16 protein-coding genes are annotated in these 24,646 nt (G+C 60.3%); 9 read left to right on the top strand and 7 right to left on the bottom strand.

Annotation, left to right across the window (positions count from 1 at the left end; translation table 11 throughout):
• Nucleotides 1-445 precede the first annotated feature (445 nt).
• Nucleotides 446-2,734: a 5-methyltetrahydropteroyltriglutamate--homocysteine S-methyltransferase gene (metE, locus tag GIV35_RS16805; protein ID WP_223024007.1), complete on the bottom strand. Its 2,289-nt coding sequence runs from the start codon at nucleotides 2,732-2,734 to the stop codon at nucleotides 446-448.
• Nucleotides 2,735-3,078: 344 nt separating this feature from the next.
• Here metE and GIV35_RS16800 point away from each other — a divergent pair, with 344 nt between their 5' ends.
• Nucleotides 3,079-4,176 carry a carboxynorspermidine decarboxylase gene (locus GIV35_RS16800; protein WP_236265550.1) on the top strand — a complete coding sequence of 366 codons (1,098 nt, stop codon included), beginning with the start codon at nucleotides 3,079-3,081 and terminating at the stop codon, nucleotides 4,174-4,176.
• Between the two features lie 28 nt (nucleotides 4,177-4,204).
• Nucleotides 4,205-5,449, top strand: coding sequence for a saccharopine dehydrogenase family protein (locus tag GIV35_RS16795; protein ID WP_032901677.1), 1,245 nt, complete (start codon nucleotides 4,205-4,207; stop codon nucleotides 5,447-5,449).
• A gap of 734 nt (nucleotides 5,450-6,183) precedes the next feature.
• Here the strand turns inward: GIV35_RS16795 and glsB are convergent.
• The 3 genes from glsB to GIV35_RS16780 form a co-directional block, all read right to left on the bottom strand.
• The gene (gene glsB / locus GIV35_RS16790) at nucleotides 6,184-7,092 is read right to left on the bottom strand and encodes a glutaminase B (RefSeq protein WP_200649517.1); all 909 of its coding nucleotides are present in this window, start codon (nucleotides 7,090-7,092) and stop codon (nucleotides 6,184-6,186) included.
• A 55-nt stretch (nucleotides 7,093-7,147) separates the two neighbouring features.
• Entirely contained in the window at nucleotides 7,148-7,492 is a 345-nt protein-coding gene (locus GIV35_RS16785) for a hypothetical protein (RefSeq protein WP_103451477.1), read from the bottom strand.
• Nucleotides 7,493-7,565: 73 nt separating this feature from the next.
• Entirely contained in the window at nucleotides 7,566-7,976 is a 411-nt protein-coding gene (locus GIV35_RS16780; protein WP_105226654.1) for a hypothetical protein, read from the bottom strand.
• Nucleotides 7,977-8,085: 109 nt separating this feature from the next.
• On the opposite strand from GIV35_RS16780, the gene GIV35_RS16775 reads away from it, so the two are divergent.
• Nucleotides 8,086-8,931, top strand: coding sequence for an AraC family transcriptional regulator (locus GIV35_RS16775; RefSeq protein WP_105226653.1), 846 nt, complete (start codon nucleotides 8,086-8,088; stop codon nucleotides 8,929-8,931).
• A gap of 39 nt (nucleotides 8,932-8,970) precedes the next feature.
• Here GIV35_RS16775 and GIV35_RS16770 read toward each other — a convergent pair whose 3' ends face one another.
• Both GIV35_RS16770 and GIV35_RS16765 read right to left on the bottom strand, forming a co-directional pair.
• Nucleotides 8,971-9,765: a class II aldolase/adducin family protein gene (locus GIV35_RS16770; RefSeq protein ID WP_236265552.1), complete on the bottom strand. Its 795-nt coding sequence runs from the start codon at nucleotides 9,763-9,765 to the stop codon at nucleotides 8,971-8,973.
• A gap of 177 nt (nucleotides 9,766-9,942) precedes the next feature.
• Complete coding sequence (locus tag GIV35_RS16765; RefSeq protein ID WP_054897760.1) at nucleotides 9,943-10,152, bottom strand: hypothetical protein; 210 nt, start codon at nucleotides 10,150-10,152, stop codon at nucleotides 9,943-9,945.
• Nucleotides 10,153-10,348: 196 nt separating this feature from the next.
• On the opposite strand from GIV35_RS16765, the gene GIV35_RS16760 reads away from it, so the two are divergent.
• Nucleotides 10,349-10,852: a DUF4142 domain-containing protein gene (locus GIV35_RS16760; RefSeq protein WP_223023693.1), complete on the top strand. Its 504-nt coding sequence runs from the start codon at nucleotides 10,349-10,351 to the stop codon at nucleotides 10,850-10,852.
• A gap of 30 nt (nucleotides 10,853-10,882) precedes the next feature.
• Nucleotides 10,883-11,443 (top strand): type 1 glutamine amidotransferase domain-containing protein, encoded by a 561-nt coding sequence (locus GIV35_RS16755; RefSeq protein ID WP_003191729.1) that lies wholly within the window; start codon nucleotides 10,883-10,885, stop codon nucleotides 11,441-11,443.
• A gap of 237 nt (nucleotides 11,444-11,680) precedes the next feature.
• On the opposite strand, the gene GIV35_RS16750 is transcribed toward GIV35_RS16755, so the two are convergent.
• Complete coding sequence (locus GIV35_RS16750) at nucleotides 11,681-11,887, bottom strand: hypothetical protein (protein WP_003191730.1); 207 nt, start codon at nucleotides 11,885-11,887, stop codon at nucleotides 11,681-11,683.
• A 299-nt stretch (nucleotides 11,888-12,186) separates the two neighbouring features.
• On the opposite strand from GIV35_RS16750, the gene GIV35_RS16745 reads away from it, so the two are divergent.
• The 4 genes from GIV35_RS16745 to GIV35_RS16730 all read left to right on the top strand — a co-directional run bounded on the left by GIV35_RS16745 (nucleotide 12,187) and on the right by GIV35_RS16730 (nucleotide 24,630).
• Nucleotides 12,187-12,663: a hemerythrin domain-containing protein gene (locus GIV35_RS16745; RefSeq protein ID WP_236265968.1), complete on the top strand. Its 477-nt coding sequence runs from the start codon at nucleotides 12,187-12,189 to the stop codon at nucleotides 12,661-12,663.
• Nucleotides 12,664-12,852: 189 nt separating this feature from the next.
• Nucleotides 12,853-15,489 carry a Tc toxin subunit A gene (locus GIV35_RS16740; RefSeq protein WP_236304686.1) on the top strand — a complete coding sequence of 879 codons (2,637 nt, stop codon included), beginning with the start codon at nucleotides 12,853-12,855 and terminating at the stop codon, nucleotides 15,487-15,489.
• Nucleotides 15,490-15,523: 34 nt separating this feature from the next.
• Nucleotides 15,524-20,203 (top strand): neuraminidase-like domain-containing protein, encoded by a 4,680-nt coding sequence (locus GIV35_RS16735; protein WP_236485893.1) that lies wholly within the window; start codon nucleotides 15,524-15,526, stop codon nucleotides 20,201-20,203.
• Nucleotides 20,200-24,630 carry a SpvB/TcaC N-terminal domain-containing protein gene (locus tag GIV35_RS16730; RefSeq protein WP_236265748.1) on the top strand — a complete coding sequence of 1,477 codons (4,431 nt, stop codon included), beginning with the start codon at nucleotides 20,200-20,202 and terminating at the stop codon, nucleotides 24,628-24,630. Before GIV35_RS16735 ends, GIV35_RS16730 begins: the two co-directional genes overlap by 4 nt.
• Nucleotides 24,631-24,646 lie beyond the last annotated feature (16 nt).

The following is a 24,646-nucleotide window of genomic DNA, read 5'->3' as shown; positions in this document are numbered from 1 at the left end:
GCAAGCCAGCTCCCACATTGGATCGCGGGGCATCAGTTATATCTGTGTCGGCTGCCAGGCCGTCACGGGAGCAAGCTCCCTCGCCACAGATTTAGCGTCGTGCCGAAGTTGTGTAGATACCTATGGCTATCGCAGGCAGGCCAGCTCCCACACTGGTTACGCATCGCGCACATAATCAGCGCCTGCCACGGATCCCCTGTGGGAGCGGGCTTGCCCGCGAAAGCGGTGTGTCAGTCACTGAATGTTCAACTGGACCACCGCTATCGCAGGCAAGCCAGCCCCCACACTGGTTACGCATCGCCCACACAATCAGCACCTGCCACAGATCCCCTGTGGGAGCGGGCTTGCTCGCGAAGGCGGTGTGTCAGCCACTGCTGCTGTGGCTGAAAGACCGCATTCGCGAGCAAGCCCGCTCCCACAGTTTTAACCGCGCCAGGCTCAGGAATCAGGCCAGTTCAGCACGCAGCTGTCGGGCCGCGGTGACCATATGAATGAGCGCCGCTTCAGTCTCCGGCCAGCCCCGCGTCTTCAAGCCGCAATCGGGGTTCACCCATAAGCGCTCTGCCGGAATCCGCTTGGCGGCCTTGCGCAGCAAGTTGGCCATTTCCGAGGCATCCGGCACCCGTGGCGAGTGGATGTCGTAGACCCCCGGGCCGATCTCATTCGGGTAGGCGAAGGCTTCGAACGCGTCGAGCAGCTCCATGTCCGAGCGTGAGGTTTCGATGGTGATCACGTCGGCATCCATGGCGGCGATGGACTCGATCACATCGTTGAACTCGCTGTAGCACATGTGGGTGTGGATCTGGGTTTCATCGCCCACGCCACTCGCGCACAAACGAAACACTTCAGTCGCCCAATCCAGGTAGTGCTGCCACTGCGCCTGGCGCAACGGCAAGCCCTCACGAAAAGCCGCTTCGTCGATCTGCACGATCTTGATGCCGGCCGCTTCCAGGTCCACCACTTCGTCACGAATCGCCAGGGCCAGTTGCCGGGCCTGCACTTCGCGGCTCAGGTCTTCCCGTGGGAACGACCACATCAACATGGTCACCGGGCCTGTGAGCATGCCCTTCATCACCTTGTCGGTGAGGCCTTGGGCATAGCGAATCCACTCCACGGTCATGGCGTTCGGGCGGCTCAGGTCACCGACAATCACTGCGGGTTTCACACAGCGCGAACCATAGCTCTGCACCCAGCCGAACCGGGTGAACGCGTAGCCATCCAGTTGTTCGGCGAAGTACTCGACCATGTCGTTACGCTCGGCTTCACCGTGCACCAACACGTCCAGGCCAAGGTTTTCCTGCACCTCGACAGCGTGCTTGATCTCACTGTGCATGGCTTCGACGTATTCGGCGTGGCTCAACTTGCCGGCCTTGTAGGACTGGCGCGCCAGGCGGATCGAAGCGGTCTGTGGAAACGAGCCGATGGTGGTGGTCGGGAACAATGGCAGATCAAGCCCGGCTCGCTGTTTCACGATGCGCTGGGCAAACGGCGACTGACGCTGGCTCTCCCGTGCAGTGATGGCCGCTACACGAGCTTGAACGGCAGGCTTGTGAATACGTGGCGATGCAGCGCGAGCTGCCTGTACTGCGCGGCTCTCAGCCAGGGCGGTGAGTACGCCAGGGGCTTGGGGCTGATCGACGGCCTTGGCCAGTAGCGCCACTTCCGCGCACTTCTGCACGGCGAAGGCCAGCCAGCTTTTCAGTTCGGCATCCAAATGGTCTTCCCGTTCCAGGTCCACCGGGCTGTGCAGCAGCGAGCAGGACGGCGCGACCCACAGGCGATCGCCCAACTTCTCATGGGCATGCTGCAAGGTGGCCAGGGCTTTTTCCAGGTCGCAACGCCACACGTTTCGGCCGTTGACCACGCCCAGGGACAGCACCTTGTACGCTGGCAGGCGGTCGAGGATGGTCGGGTACTGGTCCGGCGCACGCACCAGGTCGATATGCAGGCCATCCACCGGCAGGTTGGCAGCCAGGCCAAGGTTTTCTTCCAGGCCGCCGAAGTAAGTGGCCACCAATTTTTTCAGCGGGTCGCGCTGGATCAGGTTATAGGCGCGCTCAAAAGCGTTCTTCCAATCCTGAGGCAGATCGAGCGCAAGGATTGGCTCGTCGATCTGCACCCACTCCACGCCCAATTCGGCCAGGCGCTGGAATATCTGGCCATACAGCGGCAGCAGTCGCTCGAGCAGGTCGAGCTTGTCGAAGTCAGCGCCCTTGGCCTTGCCCAGCCACAAATAGGTCAGCGGGCCGATCACCACGGGCTTGACGCTGTGCCCCAGGTCGAGGGCTTCCTGAACCTCTTCGAAGAGTTGGTCCCACGCCAGGTGGAATTGCTGATCGACGCTGAACTCCGGCACCAGGTAGTGATAGTTGGTGTCGAACCACTTGGTCATCTCCTGGGCATGGGCACCGCCGCAGCAGCTGTCACTGACGCCACGCGCCATGGCGAACAAGGTATGCAACGTGGCCTGGCCATCGGCCGGCCGGAACCGCTCAGGGACCACGCCGAACATCAGCGAGTGGGTCAGCACTTGGTCGTACCAGGCGAAATCACCGACCGGCAACAGTTCGATGCCGGCTTGCTGTTGCAGGGCCCAGTGGGTGCTGCGCAAATCACGGCCAACGGCGCGCAGGCCGGCTTCGTCGAGCTCACCCTTCCAGAACGCTTCCTGCGCTTTTTTCAGTTCACGATCGCGTCCAATGCGTGGAAACCCGAGGGAATGAGCGACTGCCATGACTTACAACTCCGATGGTGTGATTGATGGCGGTCATTGTCGGCAGAGGGGTGTCTTGAGACAAACTCATTCTGTTCTAGATCATCACAAGATTTACTCATGTTCAGGTAAGCAGGATATTCGCGGCGCTATTGTTGATGTGTGGGGTGCCAGAACAGCCGTCATCGCGGCCTCGCTGAGGCTCGAGCGCTCCCACAGGAGGCGGCATGATTCTTATGAACGGTCATACTTACGCCCTATGCTTAACGTGGCGCGCAAAATCCGTCGGCTAACCTTTCGATCTGTTCCAAGTGCGGGCACAATGCGTGTCCTTTTTTGGCAGGCACCGCCGCAGGCTCTCAAAAATGATCAAAACGCCGTACTACCTCATCGATAAACAGAAGCTTCTGGTCAACATGCAGAAGATTGCCTACGTGCGCGAACAGTCCGGCGCCAAGGCTCTGCTGGCGCTCAAGTGCTTTGCCACCTGGTCGGTATTCGACTTGATGCAGCAATACATGGACGGCACCACCTCGTCGTCGCTGTATGAGCTCAAGCTCGGTCGCCAGAAGTTCGAAGGTGAAGCGCACGCCTACAGCGTGGCCTGGGCCGACGATGAAATCGAAGAGATGCTGGAGAACTGCGACAAGATCATCTTCAACTCCATCAGCCAGTTGCAGCGTTTTGCCGAACGCAGCGAAGGCAAGACCCGCGGCCTGCGTGTGAACCCGCAGGTGAGCAGCTCTGACTACCTGCTGGCCGACCCGGCGCGCCCGTTCAGCCGCCTGGGCGAGTGGGACCCGGTGAAGATCGATGGCGTGATCGATCAGATCTCCGGCTTCATGTTCCACAACAACTGCGAGAACGGCGACTTCAGCCTGTTCGACAAGATGCTCGGCACCATCGAGGAACGCTTCGGTGCGCTGCTGCACAAGGTCAAGTGGGTCAGCCTCGGCGGCGGCATCCATTTCACCGGCGAAGGCTATGCACTGGATGCATTCTGCGCACGGCTCAAAGCGTTCTCCGAGAGGTACGGCGTGCAGGTCTACCTGGAACCCGGCGAAGCGGCGATCACCAACAGCGCCTCCCTGGAAGTCACCGTGCTCGACACTCTCTACAACGGCAAGAACCTCGCCGTGGTCGACAGCTCCATCGAAGCCCACCTGCTGGACCTGCTGATCTACCGCCTCAACGCCAAACTGGCGCCGAGCGAGGGTGAACACACCTACATGGTGTGCGGCAAATCCTGCCTGGCCGGGGACATCTTCGGCGAGTATCAATTTGATCGTCCGCTGGCCATCGGCGATCGGCTGTCGTTCATCGACACCGCAGGCTACACCATGGTCAAGAAAAACTGGTTCAACGGCCTGAAAATGCCGTCCATCGTAGTGAAACAACTCGACGGTACAGTCGAGGTGGTTCGTGAATTTGGTTACGACGACTACCTGTCCAGCCTGTCCTGAGCTGGCGGATAAAGGAGAGATAAAGCAATTGAAAAAGAACGTTCTTATCATTGGTGCAGGAGGTGTCGCCAAGGTGGTGGCCCACAAGTGCGCGCAGCACAACGACGAACTCGGTCGTATTGCTATCGCGTCGCGCAACATCTCCAAATGCCAGGCCATCATCGACAGCGTCAAGGCCAAGGGTAGCCTCAAGGTTCCCGCCGATATCCAAGCCTTCGCGCTGAACGCCCTGGACGTGGAAGCGACCAAGGCCCTGATCCGCGAGACCGATTCGCAGATCGTCATCAACGTCGGCTCCGCCTTCCTCAACATGTCGGTACTGCGTGCCTGCATCGACACGGGCGTGGCTTACCTCGACACCGCCATCCACGAAGAGCCGGGCAAGGTCTGCGAGACCCCGCCGTGGTACGGCAACTACGAGTGGAACCACCTGCAAGAGTGCAAACAGAAGAACATCACCGCCATCCTTGGCGTGGGCTTCGACCCAGGTGTCGTCAACGCGTATGCCGCGCTGGCGCAGCAACAGCATTTCGACCGCATTGATTCGATCGACATTCTCGACGTCAATGCCGGCTCCCATGGCAAATACTTCGCCACCAATTTCGATCCGGAAATCAACTTCCGCGAATTCACCGGGCAGGTGTGGAGCTGGCAGAACAGCCAGTGGACCAGCAACACCATGTTCGAAGTCAAACGCACCGACGACCTGCCGGTAGTCGGTTCGCAGAACCTCTACCTCACCGGCCACGATGAAGTGCACTCGCTGTCGAAAAACCTCGACGTGCCCAACGTGCGTTTCTGGATGAGCTTTGGCGAACACTACATCAACGTGTTCACCGTGCTGAAAAACCTCGGCCTGCTCTCCGAACAGCCGGTCAAGACCGCCGAAGGCCTGGAAGTGGTGCCGCTGAAAGTGGTCAAGGCCGTGCTGCCCGACCCGTCTTCGCTCGCCCCGGGCTACACCGGCAAGACCTGCATCGGTGATCTGGTCAAAGGCACCAAGGATGGCCAACCGCGTGAGATGTTCATCTACAACGTGGCTGATCATGAAGAGGCCTATGCCGAGACCGACAGCCAGGGCATCTCCTACACCGCAGGCGTACCACCGGTAGCCGCTGCGCTGCTGGTGGCGCGTGGCGAGTGGGATGTGAAGCACATGGCCAACGTCGAGGAACTGCCGGCTGAGCCGTTCCTGAAAGCGCTGGATGTGATGGGCTTGCCGACTCGGATCAAAGACGAGAACGGTGATCGGGCCTGGGATGCGACGGCCTGATAGGCCATAGCTGACCGAGCAAAAGAATGCGCCCCAAGGGGCGCATTTTTTGTTTGGGCTCACCTACAGCTCGAAGAACAATGAGGATCAAAATGTGGGAGCGGGCTTGCCCGCGATGGCGGCGTGTCAGTCAATTAATCTGTCACTGGACCACCGCTTTCGCAGGCAAGCCAGCTCCCACACTGGTTGTGGGTTGCCCACAGAATCGGCACCAGGCATAGATCCCTGTGGGAGCGGGCTTGCCCGCGATGGCGGCGTGTCAGTCAATGAGTCTGTCACTGAACCACCGCTTTCGCAGGCAAGCCAGCTCCCACACTGGTTATGGGTTGCCCACAGAATCGGCACCAGGCATAGATCCCTGTGGGAGCGGGCTTGCCCGCGATGGCGACCTGTCAGTCAATGATTCTCCAACTGAGCCACCGCTATCGCAGGCAAGCCAGCTCCCACACTGGTTATGGGTTGCCCACAGAATCGGCACCAGGCATAGATCCCTGTGGGAGCGGGCTTGCCCGCGAAGGCGGCGTGTCAGTCACTGAATATTCAACTGAGCCACCGCTTTCGCAGGCAAGCCAGCTCCCACACTGGTTGTGGGTTGCCCACAGAATCGGCACCAGGCATAGATCCCTGTGGGAGCGGGCTTGCCCGCGAAGGCGACCTGTCAGTCAATGATTCTTCAACTGAACCACCGCCATCGCGGGCAAGCCAGCTTCCACAAAAATAAAGATCTCACGGTCTCAAAACACCGACCACCCAATCCGCTCACTCAACAATTCCAACGCCTTCATCCCCGCCAGCGAATTACCCGCTGCGTTCAGCTCCGGCGACCACACGCATACCGTGAACTGCCCCGGCACCACCGCGACGATCCCGCCGCCGACCCCACTCTTGCCCGGCAGGCCCACGCGGTAGGCAAAATTGCCCGCCTCGTCATAAAGCCCGCTGGTGGCCATGATCGAGTTCACTTGCTTGGTCTGGCGCGCCGTCAGCACCTGCTCGCCACTGTGGGCACTCACGCCTTCATTGGCCAGGAAGCTGAACGCTCGGGCCAGGTCCAGGCAGCTCATCTGCAACGCGCAATAGTTGAAGTAGCTGTGCAGCACCGCGTCCACATCGTTATGAAAGTTGCCGAACGACTTCATCAGGTAGGCCATGGCCGCATTGCGCGCACCATGCTGGGCTTCAGATTCGGCCACGACGCTGTTGACCAGGATCTGCGGGTTGCCCGACAGGCGCCGTACAAAGTCGCGCATCGACAGAATCGGCACGGCGAAGCGCGACTGGTTGATGTCGCAGATCACCAGCGCGCCAGCGTTGATAAAGGGGTTGCGCGGGCGGCCACGTTCGAATTCCAGCTGCACCATGGAGTTGAACGGCTGCCCCGAGGGCTCATGGCCCAAGCGCTCCCAGATGGTTTCGCCGCCATGGTCGATGGCCTGCACCAGGCTGAATACCTTGGAAATGCTCTGCACCGAAAACAGCGTGTCGGCATCACCGGCGCAGTAGGCCGCGCCATCGTTGCCGTATACCGCGATGCCGAGTTGGTTGGCGGGCACGTCGGCCAGCGCGGGAATGTAATCGGCGACTTTGCCGAGGCCGATCAAAGGGCGCACTTCGTCGAGGATCGACTCCAGCAGCGCCTGCATAGCTTGTCCTGTCATCTTTGTTCGAATCAGTGGTAAACGAGGCGCGGAGGATACTTCAGTGGGCGCGCAACACCCACACAATCTCTACCACCCGTTCGGCAATCACCACGTAGATCAGGATCAACAACAGTTGCAACGCCAAGTGATAACGCAATTTGGCCAGGCGGCGAATGCCGTCGCTGACGTTCAACAGCATCAGCACCGTGGACAGCACAATCAAGCCCCAGCCCGCGACGCTGGAGGCGAAGATACCGATCAGCAAGTCGCGCGGCCCCACTAGCGCGTTGGTCCCCGCCGCAAACAACAGCGCGCAGACCAACAGGTTTTTAACATTGTCGAAAATCTGCGTGCTCAGGTCGTTTTCCAGCAACGCCAGGTACCGCGTCCATAAAGTGCGCATGCTTGAGTACCGAGTGGGAAGGCTCGTCAATCAAGGTAGTTCAATTGTGGACGCTGTCGAGCTTTGGCCAGGCTCAGAAATACGCCACATCCGACACTTCTGCATCCAGCACATCCTGCGCCAACGCCCAGGCGCGGTCCTTGGACTCCACCACCAGCAGCGGGTAGCCCCAGGCCTTGCCGAACGTCACGGCAAAGGGCTTGAGGGCCAGGCGCTTGGCAGTGCTGGGCTCCACTTGGATCATGCCTTTGACGTAGGCGCGCAAGGCAGCCTTGTTTTTCTTCATCCAGATAGACGCGCGCTTGCGCTCTTCCTGAGCATGTTCGTGATTGTTCTCATCCACGGCTTTTTCGTGCAGCAGCAAGAAGGGCTGCTCACGGGCCAGCAGGCGTTCGAAAATCAGGAAGGCATCTTCCGGCCCGCCGTCGTCAGGCGCGTCGAAAAAGATTTTCACCACCGGGAAAGTTGAACTGTCGAGTCGCATGGCAAAGCTCCTTTGATGAGATTGGTTCTCATCATAGGGCGCGTGACGCTGGACAGCATTGCATAGAATAGCCAGAATATTTCGCAATCCAGCCAAGGCAGTTATCAGCATGGTTCATCACCGCCTCGACCAGTACGACCCCTGCCGGGTCCGCGACGCCGCCGCGATCCCTCGCTCGATTGTTGCAGTGGGCGCCTCGAGTACGTCCGAACGCTGGGAACATACCCCTCACCACCATCAACACGGGCAATTGATCTACACCTTGCGCGGCGTGGTGCATTGCGTGATCGAGGCGGGTATCTGGATCGTGCCGCCGCAATGCGCATTGTGGATTCCCGGCGGTGTGACCCACGCGGCCCGTGGCGCTGGCGAAGCAGATGTCTATTGCCTGTTGATCAACCCGGACGCCGCCAGCGCCCTGCCCCGGCAATGTTGCACGCTGTCGGTGTCGCCATTGCTGCACGAATTGATCGGCAAGGCGGTCAGCTTCCCGCAGCTCTACGACGAAGACGGCGCCCAGGGCCGGCTGGTGGCGACGTTACTCGACGAGTTGGCCCTGGCCCCCATCGAAGCCCTGCATTTGCCGATGCCCCAAGACCCCCGCTTGCATCGGCTGGCCAACAGCTTATTGGCCAACCCCGGCGATAAATCTACCTTGGGCGAATGGGCCGTGCGCATCGGCATGAGCGAACGCAGCATGACCCGCCTGCTGCTGGAAGAGATCGGCCTGAGCTTCGGTCGCTGGCGCCGGCAGTTGCATGTAATCCTTTCACTACAGCGCCTGGCCAACGGCGAGAGTGTGCAGAGCGTGGCGCTGGACCTGGGTTATGAAAATGCCAGCGGGTTTATCACCATGTTCCGCAAGGCCATGGGCCAACCGCCAGCCCGTTACCTGGCGGACCGTGCCAGTACCGTCGGGCCGCACAGCAACGCGTCAACTATCGCCTTGACGTGAGGTTTTGATGATCGTTCCCACGCTCTGAACTGACCCGACTCAGTTCTTGTAGTCGGTATCGGTACGCTCAAGCTGGCGCACCAGCGCATTCCAATGCCGCGCCACGCCCGGGCCTTCGCCATTGCTGAACACCTTGGCCTGCTGCTCGACCTTGGCCACCACCTCAGCCGGTGGGAAGGTCAACTCGGCATTCCCCGCTGCCTGTGCCGCAATCTGGATGTTGCAGGCCCGCTCCAGGCATTGTAGTTGCTGGAAGGCATGCTCGACGCTGACGCCGCCCGTCAACAAGCCGTGGTTACGCAGGATCATCACACTCTTGTCGCCCAAATCCGCCACCAGCCGTTCACGCTCGTCCAGGTCCAGCGCCACGCCTTCGTAACCGTGGTAAGCCACACGCCCCGAGAATGCGATAGCGTGCTGGGAGATCGGCAACAACCCCTGCTTCTGCGCCGACACCGCAATACCGTCGCGGGTGTGGGTGTGCAGCACCGCTTGCAAATCATGGCGTGCGCCGTGGATGGCGCTGTGGATCACATAGCCGGCGTAGTTGATCCCCAGGCCCGTAGGGTCATCGACGAGGGTGCCGTCCAGATCGACCTTGACCAGGTTGGAGGCGCTGATTTCGTCGAACAACAGCCCGAAAGCATTGATCAGGAAATGCGCCTCAGGCCCTGGCACCCGCGCGGAGAAATGCGTGTAGATATGATCGGTCCACTTGTACAACGCCGCCAGTCGGTAGGCCGCGGCCAACTTGACCCGCACCTCCCACTCTTGCGGTGTGACCCGCTGGCGCACATTGCTCAAGACACTGGAAATCGGCGTGACGCTACTCATGGCAAATCTTCCTGGATGACCTAAGGGACTTCCAGGCAAGACTAGGGGATGGTCATAAATAATAAAAAGCACATTTTAATCTAAGCTAATTATTATATTTTTTTATAAAAAGTAGCAGTGGCAGCTTTCAGGCCGCCACAGGATCTCGCTCCGTCTCCACCGATCAACTCAGCAGGTTCAACGCCCGTTGTTGAGTTTCTCGTTGATTGCATCCGTTTGCCGTTCAATGTCCTTGATCGAGGTCGGCGTCACGACTTTGTCGATGGTTTCAGTCTTGGGGTTCGCAGGTTCAAGCGTCTGCCCTTTTGTGGTCTCGGCATTACCTTTTTGCGCGTCTTCAGAGCTGACGGGGTCGGGGGTTTTATCGGCGGTTTTACGATCAGTCACAGTGCAATCCTCCTGGCATTGGCAGGCCCCTGAGATGGCGGCCCTATGTAGCAGAACCCTGCGAATCCGGATTGGTTCAAGTCAATTGCCTCGCCTCACCACTGGGCAAAAAAGCGCAAAAAAATTTAAACCTTTTACCCGCCTCTCGATTCAACAGTCAGGTAACGGCATCCCGCCATTTCCAAGGAGAGACACCATGAAAACTCGACTGATGAAACCGATGGGCCTTACCTTCATGCTGATTGCAGGCTCGATTTCCACCGCGATGGCGGCGACCTCCAACGACTTTGTCGACAACGCCGCCGAGGGCGGTATCACCGAGGTGGAAGCGGGCAAGCTGGCCCTGGAAAAAAGCAGCTCGGCGGACGTAAAGACCTTCGCCCAGCATATGGTCACAGACCATACCAAGGCCAATCAGGAACTGATGGCCCTGGCGAAAAAACTCGATATCGAAGTACCCGATGACGCTGCGCTCACCGACCAGGCGAAGAAAGCCATCCTGGAAATGCGCGATGAATCCTTTGACAAGGCCTATTCCAACAACCAGGTAGCGGCCCATGAAAAAACCGTCGAACTGTTCAAGAAAGAAGCGGCCTCCTCAGACAATCCCGAGCTGAAAGCCTTCGCCACCAAGACCCTGCCCACCCTTGAAGCCCACCTGAAAATGGCCAAGGAACTGCAAACCAAATACGCCCATTAATCCATCCATGACCCAAGGAGATACTCGACCATGAGCTCGCAACTCAACGGCAAGCACATCCTCGTCATCACCTCCAACACCGGCATCGAGCGCGACGAGTTGCTCAAGCCTCTGGAGACGCTGCGTGGCTACGGCGCGACCGTAACGCACGCCTCCAGCAAAGGCGGCACTACCCAGACATTTGTCGGCGACACGGAAAAAGACCAGACCGTGGAATCCGACGTGCAACTGTCGGATGTTGTCAGCGCCGACTTCGATGCGCTGGTCATCCCGGGCGGTACAGTGAATGCCGATACACTGCGCCAGGATGCCGCCGCGCTGCGCTTGATCAATGAGTTCGTGCAGGCCGGCAAGACCATCGCGGCGATCTGCCACGGGCCATGGACCCTGATCGACGCTGGCGTGGTCAAGGGCAAAACCCTGACCGCCTATAAAAGCGTGCGCATCGACCTTGAAAACGCCGGCGCTGCCGGCGTGGTGGATGCCGAGGTTAAAGAGTGCCAGGCCAATGGCTGGACTTTGATCACCTCGCGTACGCCGGACGATCTACCGGCGTTCAATGAGGCGATTGCCAAGGCCGTCGGCGGCTGATCGGTTGACCGCAATGAAAACAGGCGCCCCATGGGCGTAATGCCAGTCAGTTAAGAGCTCGAGCAGACAACCAGTGACTTGTGGCGAGGGAGCTTGCTCCCGCTGGACTGCGTAGCAGTCCCATTTTTGGGGCCGCTTCGCGCCCCAGCGGGAGCAAGCTCCCTCGCCACAGTTACCGATTCTGTCTTAACTGACTGGCATTACCCCATGGGCGCCTGTTTTTTATCACTCACCGCTTCAGCTTTTACGCTGCTGCGCCATTTCACGCTTGGGTCCGAACATCGCCCACGCAATCAACCCCAGCAGCGGCACGAACACCAGCACCACGACCCACAACCCCTTGGTCTCCCATCCGCCAGTGCTGCGCAAAACGATATTGATCGCCCAGAGTTCCAAGAGCAGCAGAACCACCGCCAATACGATCCAGATATACTCAATTTGCATGATTCACCTCCTGAAGTCTAAGCGTTAGGTCAAGCAGATGCCCCAAGGGTTCCATTAGAATTTTCCAGGCCACACTTTATGGCCGCCCCTTGCGCTGGAGCGTCAGCAACCGGTTGTGCGTTGTGCAACCTCAACGCGGCCCGACCATGCAAGCTGCACGACCTCCAAGCACACCGAATAACACAACCAACTGATTTATAAGTTAATTTTTAACAATAAAAGTTGGTACACCTGATGCAACCTTCCTCACCACGAGGCGTGCACTTCGACACGCCCGCATACCCCCCGTGAGGTTACCTATGAATGCCATCGACCTGCTCAAAGCCGACCATGAACGCGTCAAGACCCTGCTGACGCAGTTGAGCGAATCCACTGAACGCGGGGTAAAAAAGCGTACCGAGTTGTTGGCCAAACTCGAAATGGAGATCACCCTGCATACCCAACTCGAAGAAGAGATCCTCTACCCCGCGTTCAGAAAAGCCGGGGGCAAGGAACAGGACATCATGTACCACGAAGCCAAGGAAGAGCACCGCACCGTCGACTCGCTGGTACTGCCGGACTTGAAGAAAACCGACCCATCGTCCACCGAGTTTTCCGGTCGCGCCAAAGTGGTCAAGGAGTTGCTTGAGCACCATATCGAAGAAGAAGAAACCGAGATGTTCCCTCAGGCCAAGAAACTGCTGGGTAAAGCGCTGCTCGAAGAGCTGGGAGCCGAGATGGAAGCGATGAAGGCCGCGCACAAAAAAGCCATGGCGAAAAAACCGCTGGCGGCGTAACGGCTACCTCCTCGCAGCAAGGTTCGCGCGCGCGCGACAGTGACCCACAGGCCCTGTCGCGCTATCGATTTGCACCGATGATTTCTCCTCGCTCACTCAGCGATCCGGCCGACCGAGCCGGCCTGGCGCCCCATGCTAGCGTGCCATTGCCCTTGGCAGTGGCCGGGGGCTTTCAGGAGATTCATCACAATGGACACCCATTCCCCCACCTATACCCACCTGTTCAAAGAGGACTGGCACCTGCTGTGTTCGGCCTCTTCCATGGCGGCAATCGACTCCCCGATCGCCTACCTGAAGGCGTTATACCTGTTTGCCCAAGCGCTGGAAAAAAGCGGTAAAGGCAAACAGCCCAAGATCACCCTCGACCGGCGACGACCCGAACTCAAGACACTGCCCCTGGACGAACGCAGCCTCAGCGCTGTGATTCCTCAACTATCGATGATCAACGAAACCCTGTCCCGCCAGATCGACGCTCATCTCAAACAAACCCGCCGTGAATACCGCGGCCGCTCCCTTGATGAGGTGCTCGGCAGGCAACGCTTCCCCTTCGTGCTGCCGTTCGAACGCGCGCATCGCCAGTGCTGGCTCGGTTTGTCCGGCGGCAAGCCACAATTGGGCGAACTCAGTTACCGCATCAGCCTCAAGCTGCCCACCAGCCAGCGCGCGCAAAACACTTACGGCGTGGTCCGGCACGAGGCCTATGAAGCGCAACGTTTGCTGTCCGGGCTGAGCCCTGCCCAGCAGGTGTTATTGACCGAGCCTTTGTTAATAAGAACGGGAGACGTACAGGCAGAAGATTTTTTTACCCAGCACTATGGTACCCAGGAGCAGCCCCTTGAGGAGTTGTCCCACTGGTTGCAGAAAACCGGACTCACCGCCGATCAGACCGAAGCGCTACTGGCCTGCGGCAAGTATGTGCCGGTGCTGTCGAGCAATGTTCTGGCAAGCGCCCTGCCAACGCCGCCGGCCAAGCTGCGCCTGCACGACGGTGCCGCGTACGTGAACGGGCCGATCACCGAGGCTGGCGCGACCCAGTCGCCCCTGTCGATCACTACACAGGACAAGGGTGGTGCGCGCCTGCTCAATACCTCATGGGAACGTTATCAGCGCCTGCACCGAATGATCCGCCTGCAACGCTGGACGCAATTGCCCTTCGACGCACTCGACGCCCTGTCAACGAGCGTCGTGCGGCGTGAACACGAGGGCGACCCGGCGCGGCCCGCCAACGACAACACCCTGCGCGCACTGGGCGTCTATCGCTATCTGGAGCGCCGCTACAGCCTGTCATTGCAAGCCTTTGCCGCCGTGCTGGATGAGATACCGGTGTGGGCACCTGGCACTCGTCTGTCGCTGTACGACCAGCTGTTCAATCCCGCCCCGTTGCCAGGCCAGGCATTGACGCTGGACAGGCCGACACTGGCCTTGAGGGAGGAAATCTCGACAACCCTGCGCCACCAGCTCTGCGCCGGCCTGCACCTGAGCGACACCCCGGCCTCGTTGCACTGGCTGATCAAGCAGGCCCGCCTGCATCTACCCGCTGCTTGCCCGACGCTTACGTTTTATAGCGCGCTGTATCGCCAAACCCGGATCGCGCGGTTGTTCGGGCTGTCAGTGCTCGACAGCTACCATGTGGCAGCGCTGCTGGGCGGTAAGGATTACACCGCCCAACTGGTCAACCCGAGCCTGCGTCGCTCCGGCGTCAATGCCCCTGCCGACCTGCTCGATGTGCTGATGCAAATGGACTGGCTGGTCCGCTGGCTCAACGACACGGGTCAAACGGTTGATCAGCTTCGCCGCCAATTGCTATTGGATGCCCAATCTCCACCGCCCCACGTGCAGACGTACATCACCCAACTCGATGAGGTGGTCGAACTGACCCGGCATGGCCTGTTGGCGCAAGAGGACCTCGCTGACCTGTCATTGCCCCAGCCCGAGCCTGACACCAAAGCGGCGCCCATTGCCTGGCATGCCCTCATCGTACAAGGGCTGCTGCACAGCCAACCGCTGCTCAAGCCCGCGCCGCCCAAAGAACTGCCCAATGCGCTGGTGCAGCTTATCGAAGCCCAGACCCTGAGCCTCGACCCAAAAGGCAACACGGCTCTGCACAGCGATGCCAAACAGGCAGTGACCAAGAAGCTGGGCGCGTTCTACCAACAAATGCAGCCGCTGAAAGCAAAAATCGACACGCTGCTCAACGCTCCCTCACACCTTGCCGGTGACCCCGCCGCGTACCTGCAATGGCGCAAACTCGTGGTTCGACAAATTGCCCGAACCGCCACTGCCGAGTCCACCACGGAGCTGCACAAAAATGTACTGCTGAGCCTGCCGGATGCCGAAGTGTCCTTGGGGCTGGCAGTGAGCCGTGAGGCCTTGCAGGCCTTCGTGCTCCATCCGCACTGGCTGAGCCCGGACCACACCGCGGCCTCGCTGCTCAAGCTGACGCTGAGCACGCTGTACCTGCTGCAACGCTTTGCCCATTGCCTGAGCACCTACGGACTGGCCCAGGACAGCGTGCTCGCCTATTTGCAGTGTGCCAATTCATCCTCCGTCGAAGGCTCCGCCATAACTGACAATGAGGCTTGCACTTCGCAACTGGCCGCATTGCTCAAGTGGGATGTCGATGAAGTCAACCTGCTCGTTGAATCCCTGCCTGCCAAACAGGTGAAGACCCTGGCCGACCTGGACTGGCTCCTGCGTTGCCATGAAGCCGTCAGGCTCACCGGCCTCTCCGCCAGCGCCTTGCTCAAGGCTGCCGACCTGCATGCCACCTTGATGAATGAAGACTGGCAACACGTTGGCTCGGCATTGATCGCCACAGCCCCCTAACCCCGTTGTATTTCGCCTGGTTCAAGGAATGACCATGTCTGACACCCTCACCCAACACCTCAACGAACACCTGCGCGACGCAATGCTGGGGTTCTACCTCAACAGCGTGCTGCCTGAAGACACGGCAGTGGCCGATACCGTCAAGACCGTCGACGATGTCTATACCTATTGGCTGCTCGACCCCCAGGTCAGCCATACGGTACCCACCACCCGTGTCGCCAGCGCCATTGCCAGCCTGCAGCAGTACATCACAGGCATTTACCTGGGCCTGGAGCCCGGCTACGACGAACAGGGCATGAGCGCTGACGAGCAGACCGAGTGGCGAGACCAGTTGCTGTCCTATTCACTGTGGCGTGCCCACCAGCAACTTCAGCACTACCCGGCCACCTACCTGAGCCCTGCATTGCGCCATGACAAAAGCGACAACTTCAGGCAACTGGAGAACCAGCTCAACCAATTTCGCATCGAGCCTGCGCCGCTGCAGACAGCCGTCCACAGTTACCTCAGCCGCTTCGAAGCACTTGCCAACATCAAGACCCTCAATGGTTATATCGACGGTGATAAAGACAGCTTTGCCAGCAGCACTTATTACTTCACCGGCAAGTCCAGTCCGGAAAACACCTATTACTGGCGCACGCTGAAAATGGCCTCGGGCAACGCGGCCACTCCGCCAGCCTGGTCCTCCTGGCAAAAGATCCCGCTGTCGATTGACGATAACGTCCCCGAACAGACGATTCGCCCGGTGGTGTTCAACGGGCGCCTCTTCGTGGTGTGGGCCCAATGCATCAACCCGACGTCGTCGTCGAGGGACATCACCCCGATTGGACGAGGTGATGTCGAATCGGAGAAGGAATACCAACAACGGTTGGAAACCCGGATAAAGACCACCTATCTACAGTTGCGCTTGTACTTTTCCTATAAAAAACTGGATGACAGTTGGAGCGTGCCGCAGGCCTGCATTCAGGAATACAGCCTGGCACAGGGCCTTGACGAATTGAGTTCGGAAGACCTGATGAGTGCCACCGCGTCCATCGCCGTACTCGATTCACAAAGCCAACCGCCGTCACTGTTCCTGGGCCTGAGCGCACAGCCGAACCATCAAACGGCTTCCTCGCACAACGGCCTGCATCGGCATTTCTTTCAAGCGGTACGGCTGGATCAACACTTCAACGTCCATTGGCTGGAAACCCTGGGCAGCACTCGGCGGATGTTCTCCTGGCATAAAGAGTCTGAACTGGCCGGGCGGTACCAGGCCCTGTTCGGGCACCACAACAGGTCAAGATTTCAATTCAGGGCGCCCGAAACGGTCCAGGTCAAAGTTCACTCCCTGACCAACAATGCGCCCCATGGCACCACCCATGGCTGGAATTACGAAGACAATCAACAGCATATCGGCAGTCTTTCGGCTGAGAGCGATATCCGGTTCAACCGAACGACGTCAGTACTGGAGGTCACCACCCGCCTGGCGAAACGCTTCGAACCGCACCGCACTGTCAGGTTCAGCAAGGCAGACGCACTGGTCAATTTGACCATGACCCTCAGCAGCAGCGGTCCTGCCCAGAATGAGACGCTGGCGTTAGGCCCCACCGCCGAGATTTTTCTGGAGAGCGTCAAGCTGGCAACCTTCTCCAACGTGCGCATCGACTTCACCCTCAAGTGCAACGAGACCGGCGTCAGCTATGCCCAATTCATAAAAAATGCAGCGAATCAGCCGACGACCTTTACCCTGCCGCAGATTGAAAAAGATCAAGAAAACCCGACAAGCACGACATTCAATCTGCGCGACCAACGCATTAGCCAAGAAGCCTTCGATTATTTTTTCAATACGCCGGACGCCACCTATACCGTCATTCTCTCGTTCTACAACAATCAAGCGGAGTCCAGCAGCCATGCCTACGACTTAGTACTGGACAAGGTCCAGGTCCAGCAGAAACAACGCCTGTACAAACCCGTGTTGATGTATCCCAGACAGGGAGACAGCGCTTTACCGGAAAGCCCTCACCGCAATAACACGGTACTTGTCGGCCTGGCAGACGCCTCTCGGCGCACCCTGCGCGACACGTTCACTGAACTCTCCGAAACGCACACGCTTGAGGCGCAGATCGAACTCTCCCCCTCGACCTTGCACCCCTACGACGAGGACTCCACTGACACGACGGCTTCCACATTGACGCTGATTCACGGCGTGTTGCTGCTGGAAAGCGATGTGCATTACCCCGACCCCATCATCCTGGGCTACGCGCTGAAAACCGCGACTTTCACCCTGCCGCCCGATAACAGCACCCCCATCATTCCACTGGCTCCGTTTATCCGGCGACTCGCTACCCCGCCCTATGGCACGGCAGAGTTCATCGACTTCAACGGGTCCACTATCGAGTCTCTCGATAAGCCTGAAAACAAACGGGCGCCCATACGCACCAACACCTGCGTGGCCGGGCTGCTGGCAAAAACCGCGGGCGCAGGTTTGCATGAGCTGTTTGCGTTGGCGCCGGATGCCTGGCGCGAGCCGCCATTGCCAGGCAAGAAAGACCCGAGCCCACTGGACTTCCACGGCCCCCATGGCACCTACTACTGGGAGTTGTTTCTTTACCTGCCCTGGCTGTTGGCACAACGCCTGAACCAGGAGCAGCAATACGCCGAGGCCGAAACGTGGATACGCTACGTGTTCGATCCCGTACACCCATCCGGGTTCTGGCGCCTGCCTGCGCTGCTTACCAGTGCGCCACAACGCCACGACGTCTCGTCCGTGTCCCACCCATTGGCGACAAGCAGCGCGGTACATTTTCGTCAGGCGCTGTACCTGTTGTACGTCGACATCCTGCTCAATCGCGGGGATGCGGCCTACCGGCAAATGACCCGTGACGGCCTGGCCGACGCCAAGTTGTGGTACATCCGCGTCAAGGGCTTGCTCGGGCCAAGGCCGCCGCTCAACCCGGTCGATCCCTGGGCAGCCACGACCCTGGACAAACTGCAAAACCCTTCCACGCTCGATAGCACGACAGTACCTGCGGGCACCTCGCGGCTGTGTCGGTCCCTGAGCCCTGATCTGCTGCTGCGCTGGGACAAGATCGAATCTCGCCTGCACAACCTGCGCCATCACCTGGATCTGACCGGCAAACCCTTGAGTCTGCCGCTGTACGCCGCGACCCTGACGCCTCAAACGCTGCTTGCCGCGTACCAGCAAGGGGCGGTCGGCGCCAGCCTGCGCCCGTCGCTGCGCACCGCCCAGGCCGCGCACTATCGCTTCCAGGTGCTGCTGGGACACGCCTTGCAAGCGGTCGACAACCTGATCCAGTTGGGGACGACCTTACTGTCGTTGTTCGAACGCAAAGAGCAGGCCCAGTACCTGGAAACCCAGCAGCAGCAAGCCTGGGACTTGGCGAGGCTGGCCGTCGAGCAACAGGCCCAGGCCGTACAGTTCGATGCGAGGAACCAGGAGGCGCTGTTGGCAGGACGCCGCATGGTCGAAGCGCGGGTGGCGTTCTTCGAACAGCAGCTCAAGCGAGGCATCAGCCCGGCCGAGGCCCAGGCCACCCAGGAATACCAGGACAGTGCGCGCTGGGACACCGCTGCCGCCGTGGCACAAGCCGGCGCGGGGCTGGCGATGCTGATACCGAATATTTTTGGCACCTCCAACGGCGGTGTGCGCTACGAGGGCGCTTTTCACGCCCTGCACGCGGCGTCCCAAGGCATTGCCAATGAAAAGCGCGCCAACGCTGCCCACCTGGACCGCACCGACCTGTTTGCCCGACGCGCCGCCGAGTGGGCCCATTCGCTGGAACAGGCACGCCTTGAGCTGGCCCAGGTCGACGCCCAACTGCAGGCTTATACCGAACAGCAAGCCCATACCCGCTTGCAACTGGGCCTGGCCCAGACCAGCCTGACCCAGGCACGAAGCCTGTACGACCAGCTCGGCAAACGCTTTACCAACGCCCAACTGTATCAATGGCTCAATGGCCAACTTTCCACTTTCTACTACCAAGCCTATGACTCGACCCTGTCGCTGTGCCTGGCGGCCGAGGCCTGCTGGCAGGAAGAACGGGCTCAGTGGGACAAGCACTTCATTCAAACCCAGCATTGGACCCATCAATATCGCGGCTTCAGCGCCGGCGAAGCGCTCAAGCAAAATCTACTGAGCATGAGTAACGCCTACGTCACCCACAACGGACGTTTGCTGGAGATCACTAAAACCGTGTCGCTGCGCCATCTGCACAGCCAAGACCCGATGGCCACGCGCGACATGCCCTGGGCCGCGCTTAAAGCCGACCTGGTAAAAACCGGCACCTTGACCTTTGAACTGACCCTCAAGCTGTTTGACGACGACTACCCAGGCCATTACCTGCGGCGTATCAAGCACGTCAGTGTGTCCCTGCCCGCCACGCTGGGCCCCTATGAAGACATCAAGGCCATCCTGACCCAAACCGCCAATACCACGCACGTCACCCCCGCGACCAGACACACCGAAGCCGCGGTAAAAAAAGACCTGCGCGCCAAACAGCAAATCGCCCTGTCCAGCGGGCTCAACGACAGCGGATTATTCACCTTGAACTTCGACAGCGACGAGCGTTACCTGCCGTTCGAATACACAGGAGCGATCTCCACCTGGCAACTGACCTTTCCCAACCATGCCCGGCAAAACGCTCTACTCGAATCCCTCACCGATATCATCGTGCACCTGCGCTACACCGCTAAAAACACCGGAGGTCAACGATGAGCGTGCAGCCGCCCGAACTCTTGGAACCGAAGATTCCGGCGCTGCCCAAGGGCGGTGGCGCCATCCAGGGCCCCGGCGCGCAATGGGGCGCCGTGGGCACACGGGGTGAGGCGTGCCTGGAGGTGCCCTTGCCGATTTCGCCAGGCCGTGGCTTCACGCCGGCGCTGAGCCTGGGTTATCGCAGCGCCCTAGGCAACGGGCCCTTCGGCCTCGGCTGGGCGATGTCGGCAAGCGCCATCAGTCGTGATACCCGCAAAGGCGTACCGGCCTACGGTGATGACGACCGTTTCATCAGCCCCCAAGGCATCGACATGATCCCTGAGCGTGATGCCGACGGCGAAATTCAGGCCACGACCTGGGACCACTATAACGGCCTGGCCCTGGGTGAATCCCACCGAGTGGTGCGCTATTTTCCGGTGATAGAAGCGCGCTTCGACCGTATCGAGCATTGGTCTTGCGACAGCGACAAGCCCGGGTTCTGGCTGGTTCAGGGGGCTGACGGCTGCGTGCACCTGTTCGGCAAGACCCTGATCGCGCGCTGTGCAGACCCGAACGACGACCTACGTGTTGCCCAATGGCTGTTGCAGGAAAGCCTCAACCCGCTGGGTGAACAGATCTATTACCACTACAAACACGACGACCAGCCGCCAAGCGCCGCCAGGGACTATCGCGCCCAGCGTTATCTGGCGCGGGTGTGCTACGGCAACCTCAAGCCCCTTGAGCATCTGGCGCTGTGGCGCGCGGACGCCCTTGCTGACAAGCAATGGCACTTCGAACTGCTGCTGGATTATGGTGAACGCCACACCGGCCTGAGCCAAGTGCCGACCTACGCCGAACAACACGCTTGGCCGGTCCGCAATGACCCGATCAGCAGTTATGCCTATGGCTTTGAACTCGGCACCCTGCGGCGGTGCCAGCAAGTGCTGATGTTTCATTACTTCCCCGACGAGCCGAGCCTGGGCGCCGAGCCGGTGCTGACGCGGCGTCTGTTGCTGGAGTACACCCATCGCCACGCCATCGGCAGTTGCCTGAACGCCGTGCACAACCAGGCCTTTGACGCCCAGGGGAACGCCAGTGCCTGGCCGCCTCTGGAACTGGCCTACAGCGCCTTCGTGCCGACGCTGGACGCCGCGCGCTACCAAGCGTTCGACGCCATGGCGGGCATCAACGACGGGCAGCATTATCAACTGGTCGACCTGTACCGCGACGGTTTGCCGGGCATCCTGCACCGCACCGATAAAAGCTGGTACTACCGCGAGCCGCTCAGGGCCCCCAACCCAGCCAGCAGCAATGCGCTGATCTATGGTCCATGGCAGGCCCTGCCACGCATCCCCCTCGCCGATACCGCCCAAGCCACGCGCCAGGCACTGGCGGATCTTGACGGCGATGGGCATCTGGAATGGGTGGTGGCGCAACCGGGGCTGAGTGGTTTTTTCAGCCTCGACTCGCAGCGGCAATGGTCGGGTTTCGTGCCTTTTGCGGCGATGCCCCAGGAGTTTTTCCATCCCCACGGGCAACTGGCCGACCTGATGGGCAGCGGGAGGCTGGACCTGGCCTTGATCGGCAGCGGTAGCGTGCGCCTGTATGCTCAGCGCCAGGACGGCGGGTTTGATCCTGGCCAGGAGGTGCGCCATGCGCCCGACGATGAGGGGCTACCCACCCTCAGCCATTCGCCGGCCGAATTGATCGCCTTTTGCGACCCCCTGGGCAGCGGCCAACAACACCTGGTGCGTATCCGCCATAACGAAATCAAATGCTGGCCCAACCTCGGCCGTGGACGCTTCGGCAAAGGGTTTGTCTTCGCCACACTGGCGTTCGACCACGCCAGCTTCGATGCCGCCCATATTCGCCTCGCAGACCTGGATGGTTCAGGCGCGGTGGACCTGATTTACCTGGCGCCTGAACACGTACAGATCTATATGAACCGCGCCGGCAGCGGGCTGGCATCGGAGCCACTGACACTGCGTTGGCCCGAGGGCGTGCGCCATGACGCGACGTGCCAGGTCAGCTTTGCCGACCTTCAAGGCCTGGGCTGTTCCAGCCTGATCCTGAGCGTGCCGCACATGACCCCCCAGCACTGGCGGTATGACTTCGTCAGTCTCAAACCGTATTTGTTAACCGCCACGCTCAACAACCGAGGGGCCACCACCCAGCTGAGCTACCGCAGCAGCGCCCAGGAATGGCTCGACGAAAAACAGCACTGGCAAACCCTGGGAGTGCCCCAAGGCAGTAGCCTTGCGTTCCCAGTGCAGGTGGTCAAGCGGCAACAGCAAAAGGACCTGGTCAGCGGCAACCGCTCCACCCAGTATTTTCGTTACCGGCAAGCCTGCTATGACCGTGAGGAGCGCCAGTTCCTCGGCTTTGGCCTGGTGTTGCACACCGAGCAGCCCCCTACGGCCGATGCGCAGCCTGGGGTGTTGACCAAACGCTGGTTCCACACCTTTGAGCCCTCGCAGGAGGCTTTTTACCCGGGCGACCCACAGGCGCCCGCGCTGGGGCCAACCTTGCTGGGCCAGTTGGAGACCGGGCGCACAGGAGACACGCTGATCGCCACGCCCGTCGCAACCACCCGCCGCGCGATGCAGCGTGCATTGGCGGGGAGCCTGCTGCGTGAAGAGGTGTATGCCGCCGCCGATGCGCCACCCCAGGCAGTGCCCTATTCGGTGCAGCAACAGCGCTATCTCATACGGCAATTAAGCCCGTCGGCCAAGGCCGGCGAACCGGCGGTGCTGCTGCCACTGTTGCTGGAGTCGCTGACCTGTCGCTACGAGCGCCAACCGGACGACCCGTGCTGTCGGCACATACTCAATCTGCGCTGGGACCGCTACGCCGGCAATCTGCACAGCGTGGTGGTCGACTATGCCCGTCGCAAGACAGCCAGCGACTCCCCACCGCCCGGGCCAGCCCACCAGCAGCAGTGGTGGCGTGACGCACACGACTCAGCGCAGCAGACGTATTACCTCAACGAAACCCGCGCCCGCTTCATTCACCTGGACGCCGCGCAGCGCTGGCGCTTGCACTTGCCCTACCAGCAACGAAGCAACGTACTGGTACTGAGCAAAGAGGCGTTAGCGATTGAAAAAATAAGCTATGAACACTTCATTGCGCAGGGCCCGTCCGATCCACTGGGAACATCTGCCGAACGCAGGCTGGGCGGCCTGTCGGTGCAGCACTACTGCGTGGCGGAGCACACCGAACCCTTGCCGGCCGGCACCGCGAGTTTTCAGGCGCTGCCTGCCTATATCGAGACAGCCGAACTCGATCAGCAAGCGCTGGAGGTGTATGAGGGCCGCACTGTCACTGCTACGCTGAGTGCGCAGCACTATCGGAGCATGGCCGCGTTCCTGTCACCGGACCCCGGGCAGGACGAGACTATCACCCTGTGGTCCCTCGGCCAGGGTTACACCCGTTACGGCCAGGCCGAAATGTTCTATCGGCCTCGTCGGCATCAGGCGAGCCTGAACCATGGATTCACGCAGTCCGAGTACGACCGCTATGGGCTGTACATCATCAAAGTGCAATTGGCGGACGGCTGCACGACCCAGGCGCAGTACGACTACCGCCTTGGCCTGCCGGTGACGGTGACTGACGCACAGCGTACACAACGCTACGCGCACTACGACGCCCACGGGCAGTTGCTGGCGACCGGCCTCAAGGGTGAGGAGCAAGGAAAACCCGTGGGCCATGATGCCCCAACGCCCTTCATCCGCACGCCCGATACGGGCCCGGCGCAGGCCCTGGCTGATCCGAAGGCGGCGTTGCTCAACGCTCAAAGCGCGTGCTTCTACGACGTGTTCAGTTGGATGGGGCGCATTCCACCCGCCAGCATCCAGGCGCAATGGGTAAGCAGCGGCTACCTGCTGCCCAGCGGGCATATTCGTGCCTCGGCGCTGGCACGCCTGAACAGCCTGAGCGCTGCGCTCCCCCATCATCAAACCCTCAAGCGCCTGATTCAGGCGGCCAGGCAAGTGCCGGTGCACGTCGTGGTACTGCACGCCGACCGTTGGCAAGGCACGTCGCAAACGGCGCAGATCCAGGTAGCCCTCGCCTTCAGCGACGGCTTTGGCCGCGTGCGGCAAACCCAGGAAAAGGCGCAACCGGGCCCGGCCTTTGCAGTCGATGACGCCGGTATGTTGAGCTCGGGTGCCGAGCCAACCGATGCCACTCGCCGTTGGCGGATCAGCGGCCGTGTGGAGTATGACAATCAGGGTTGCCTGGCGCGCACCTGGCGACCTTACTTTGCCGACCGTGCCGGCTATATCGACGATGCGGCCTTCAACACCTTGCGTCCCAGCGAGCAGCACTTTCATGACGCGTTGGGGCGCCCGGTACGCGTGCTCAATGCCAATGGCGACACGCGGCGCCAGACCTACCACGCCTGGTACAGCATCGCTGAAGACGAAAACGACACGCACGCGCCGGCCTGACAACAGAGCCGGGCCG

The sequence above is a fragment of the Pseudomonas sp. PA-1-6B genome (assembly GCF_021609545.1).
In the GTDB taxonomy this organism is placed as follows: domain Bacteria; phylum Pseudomonadota; class Gammaproteobacteria; order Pseudomonadales; family Pseudomonadaceae; genus Aquipseudomonas; species Aquipseudomonas fluorescens_BV.
This window is presented reverse-complemented; position numbering and strand designations above follow the sequence as displayed.

Coding starts and splice junctions, on each gene's coding strand:
- metE (WP_223024007.1), bottom strand. CDS start 2,734: ATGGCAGTCGCTCATTCCCTCGGGTTTCCACGCATTGGACGCGATCGT.
- GIV35_RS16800 (WP_236265550.1), top strand. CDS start 3,079: ATGATCAAAACGCCGTACTACCTCATCGATAAACAGAAGCTTCTGGTC.
- glsB (WP_200649517.1), bottom strand. CDS start 7,092: ATGCAGGCGCTGCTGGAGTCGATCCTCGACGAAGTGCGCCCTTTGATC.
- GIV35_RS16785 (WP_103451477.1), bottom strand. CDS start 7,492: ATGCGCACTTTATGGACGCGGTACCTGGCGTTGCTGGAAAACGACCTG.
- GIV35_RS16780 (WP_105226654.1), bottom strand. CDS start 7,976: ATGCGACTCGACAGTTCAACTTTCCCGGTGGTGAAAATCTTTTTCGAC.
- GIV35_RS16775 (WP_105226653.1), top strand. CDS start 8,086: ATGGTTCATCACCGCCTCGACCAGTACGACCCCTGCCGGGTCCGCGAC.
- GIV35_RS16770 (WP_236265552.1), bottom strand. CDS start 9,765: ATGAGTAGCGTCACGCCGATTTCCAGTGTCTTGAGCAATGTGCGCCAG.
- GIV35_RS16760 (WP_223023693.1), top strand. CDS start 10,349: ATGAAAACTCGACTGATGAAACCGATGGGCCTTACCTTCATGCTGATT.
- GIV35_RS16755 (WP_003191729.1), top strand. CDS start 10,883: ATGAGCTCGCAACTCAACGGCAAGCACATCCTCGTCATCACCTCCAAC.
- GIV35_RS16750 (WP_003191730.1), bottom strand. CDS start 11,887: ATGCAAATTGAGTATATCTGGATCGTATTGGCGGTGGTTCTGCTGCTC.
- GIV35_RS16745 (WP_236265968.1), top strand. CDS start 12,187: ATGAATGCCATCGACCTGCTCAAAGCCGACCATGAACGCGTCAAGACC.
- GIV35_RS16740 (WP_236304686.1), top strand. CDS start 12,853: ATGGACACCCATTCCCCCACCTATACCCACCTGTTCAAAGAGGACTGG.
- GIV35_RS16735 (WP_236485893.1), top strand. CDS start 15,524: ATGTCTGACACCCTCACCCAACACCTCAACGAACACCTGCGCGACGCA.
- GIV35_RS16730 (WP_236265748.1), top strand. CDS start 20,200: ATGAGCGTGCAGCCGCCCGAACTCTTGGAACCGAAGATTCCGGCGCTG.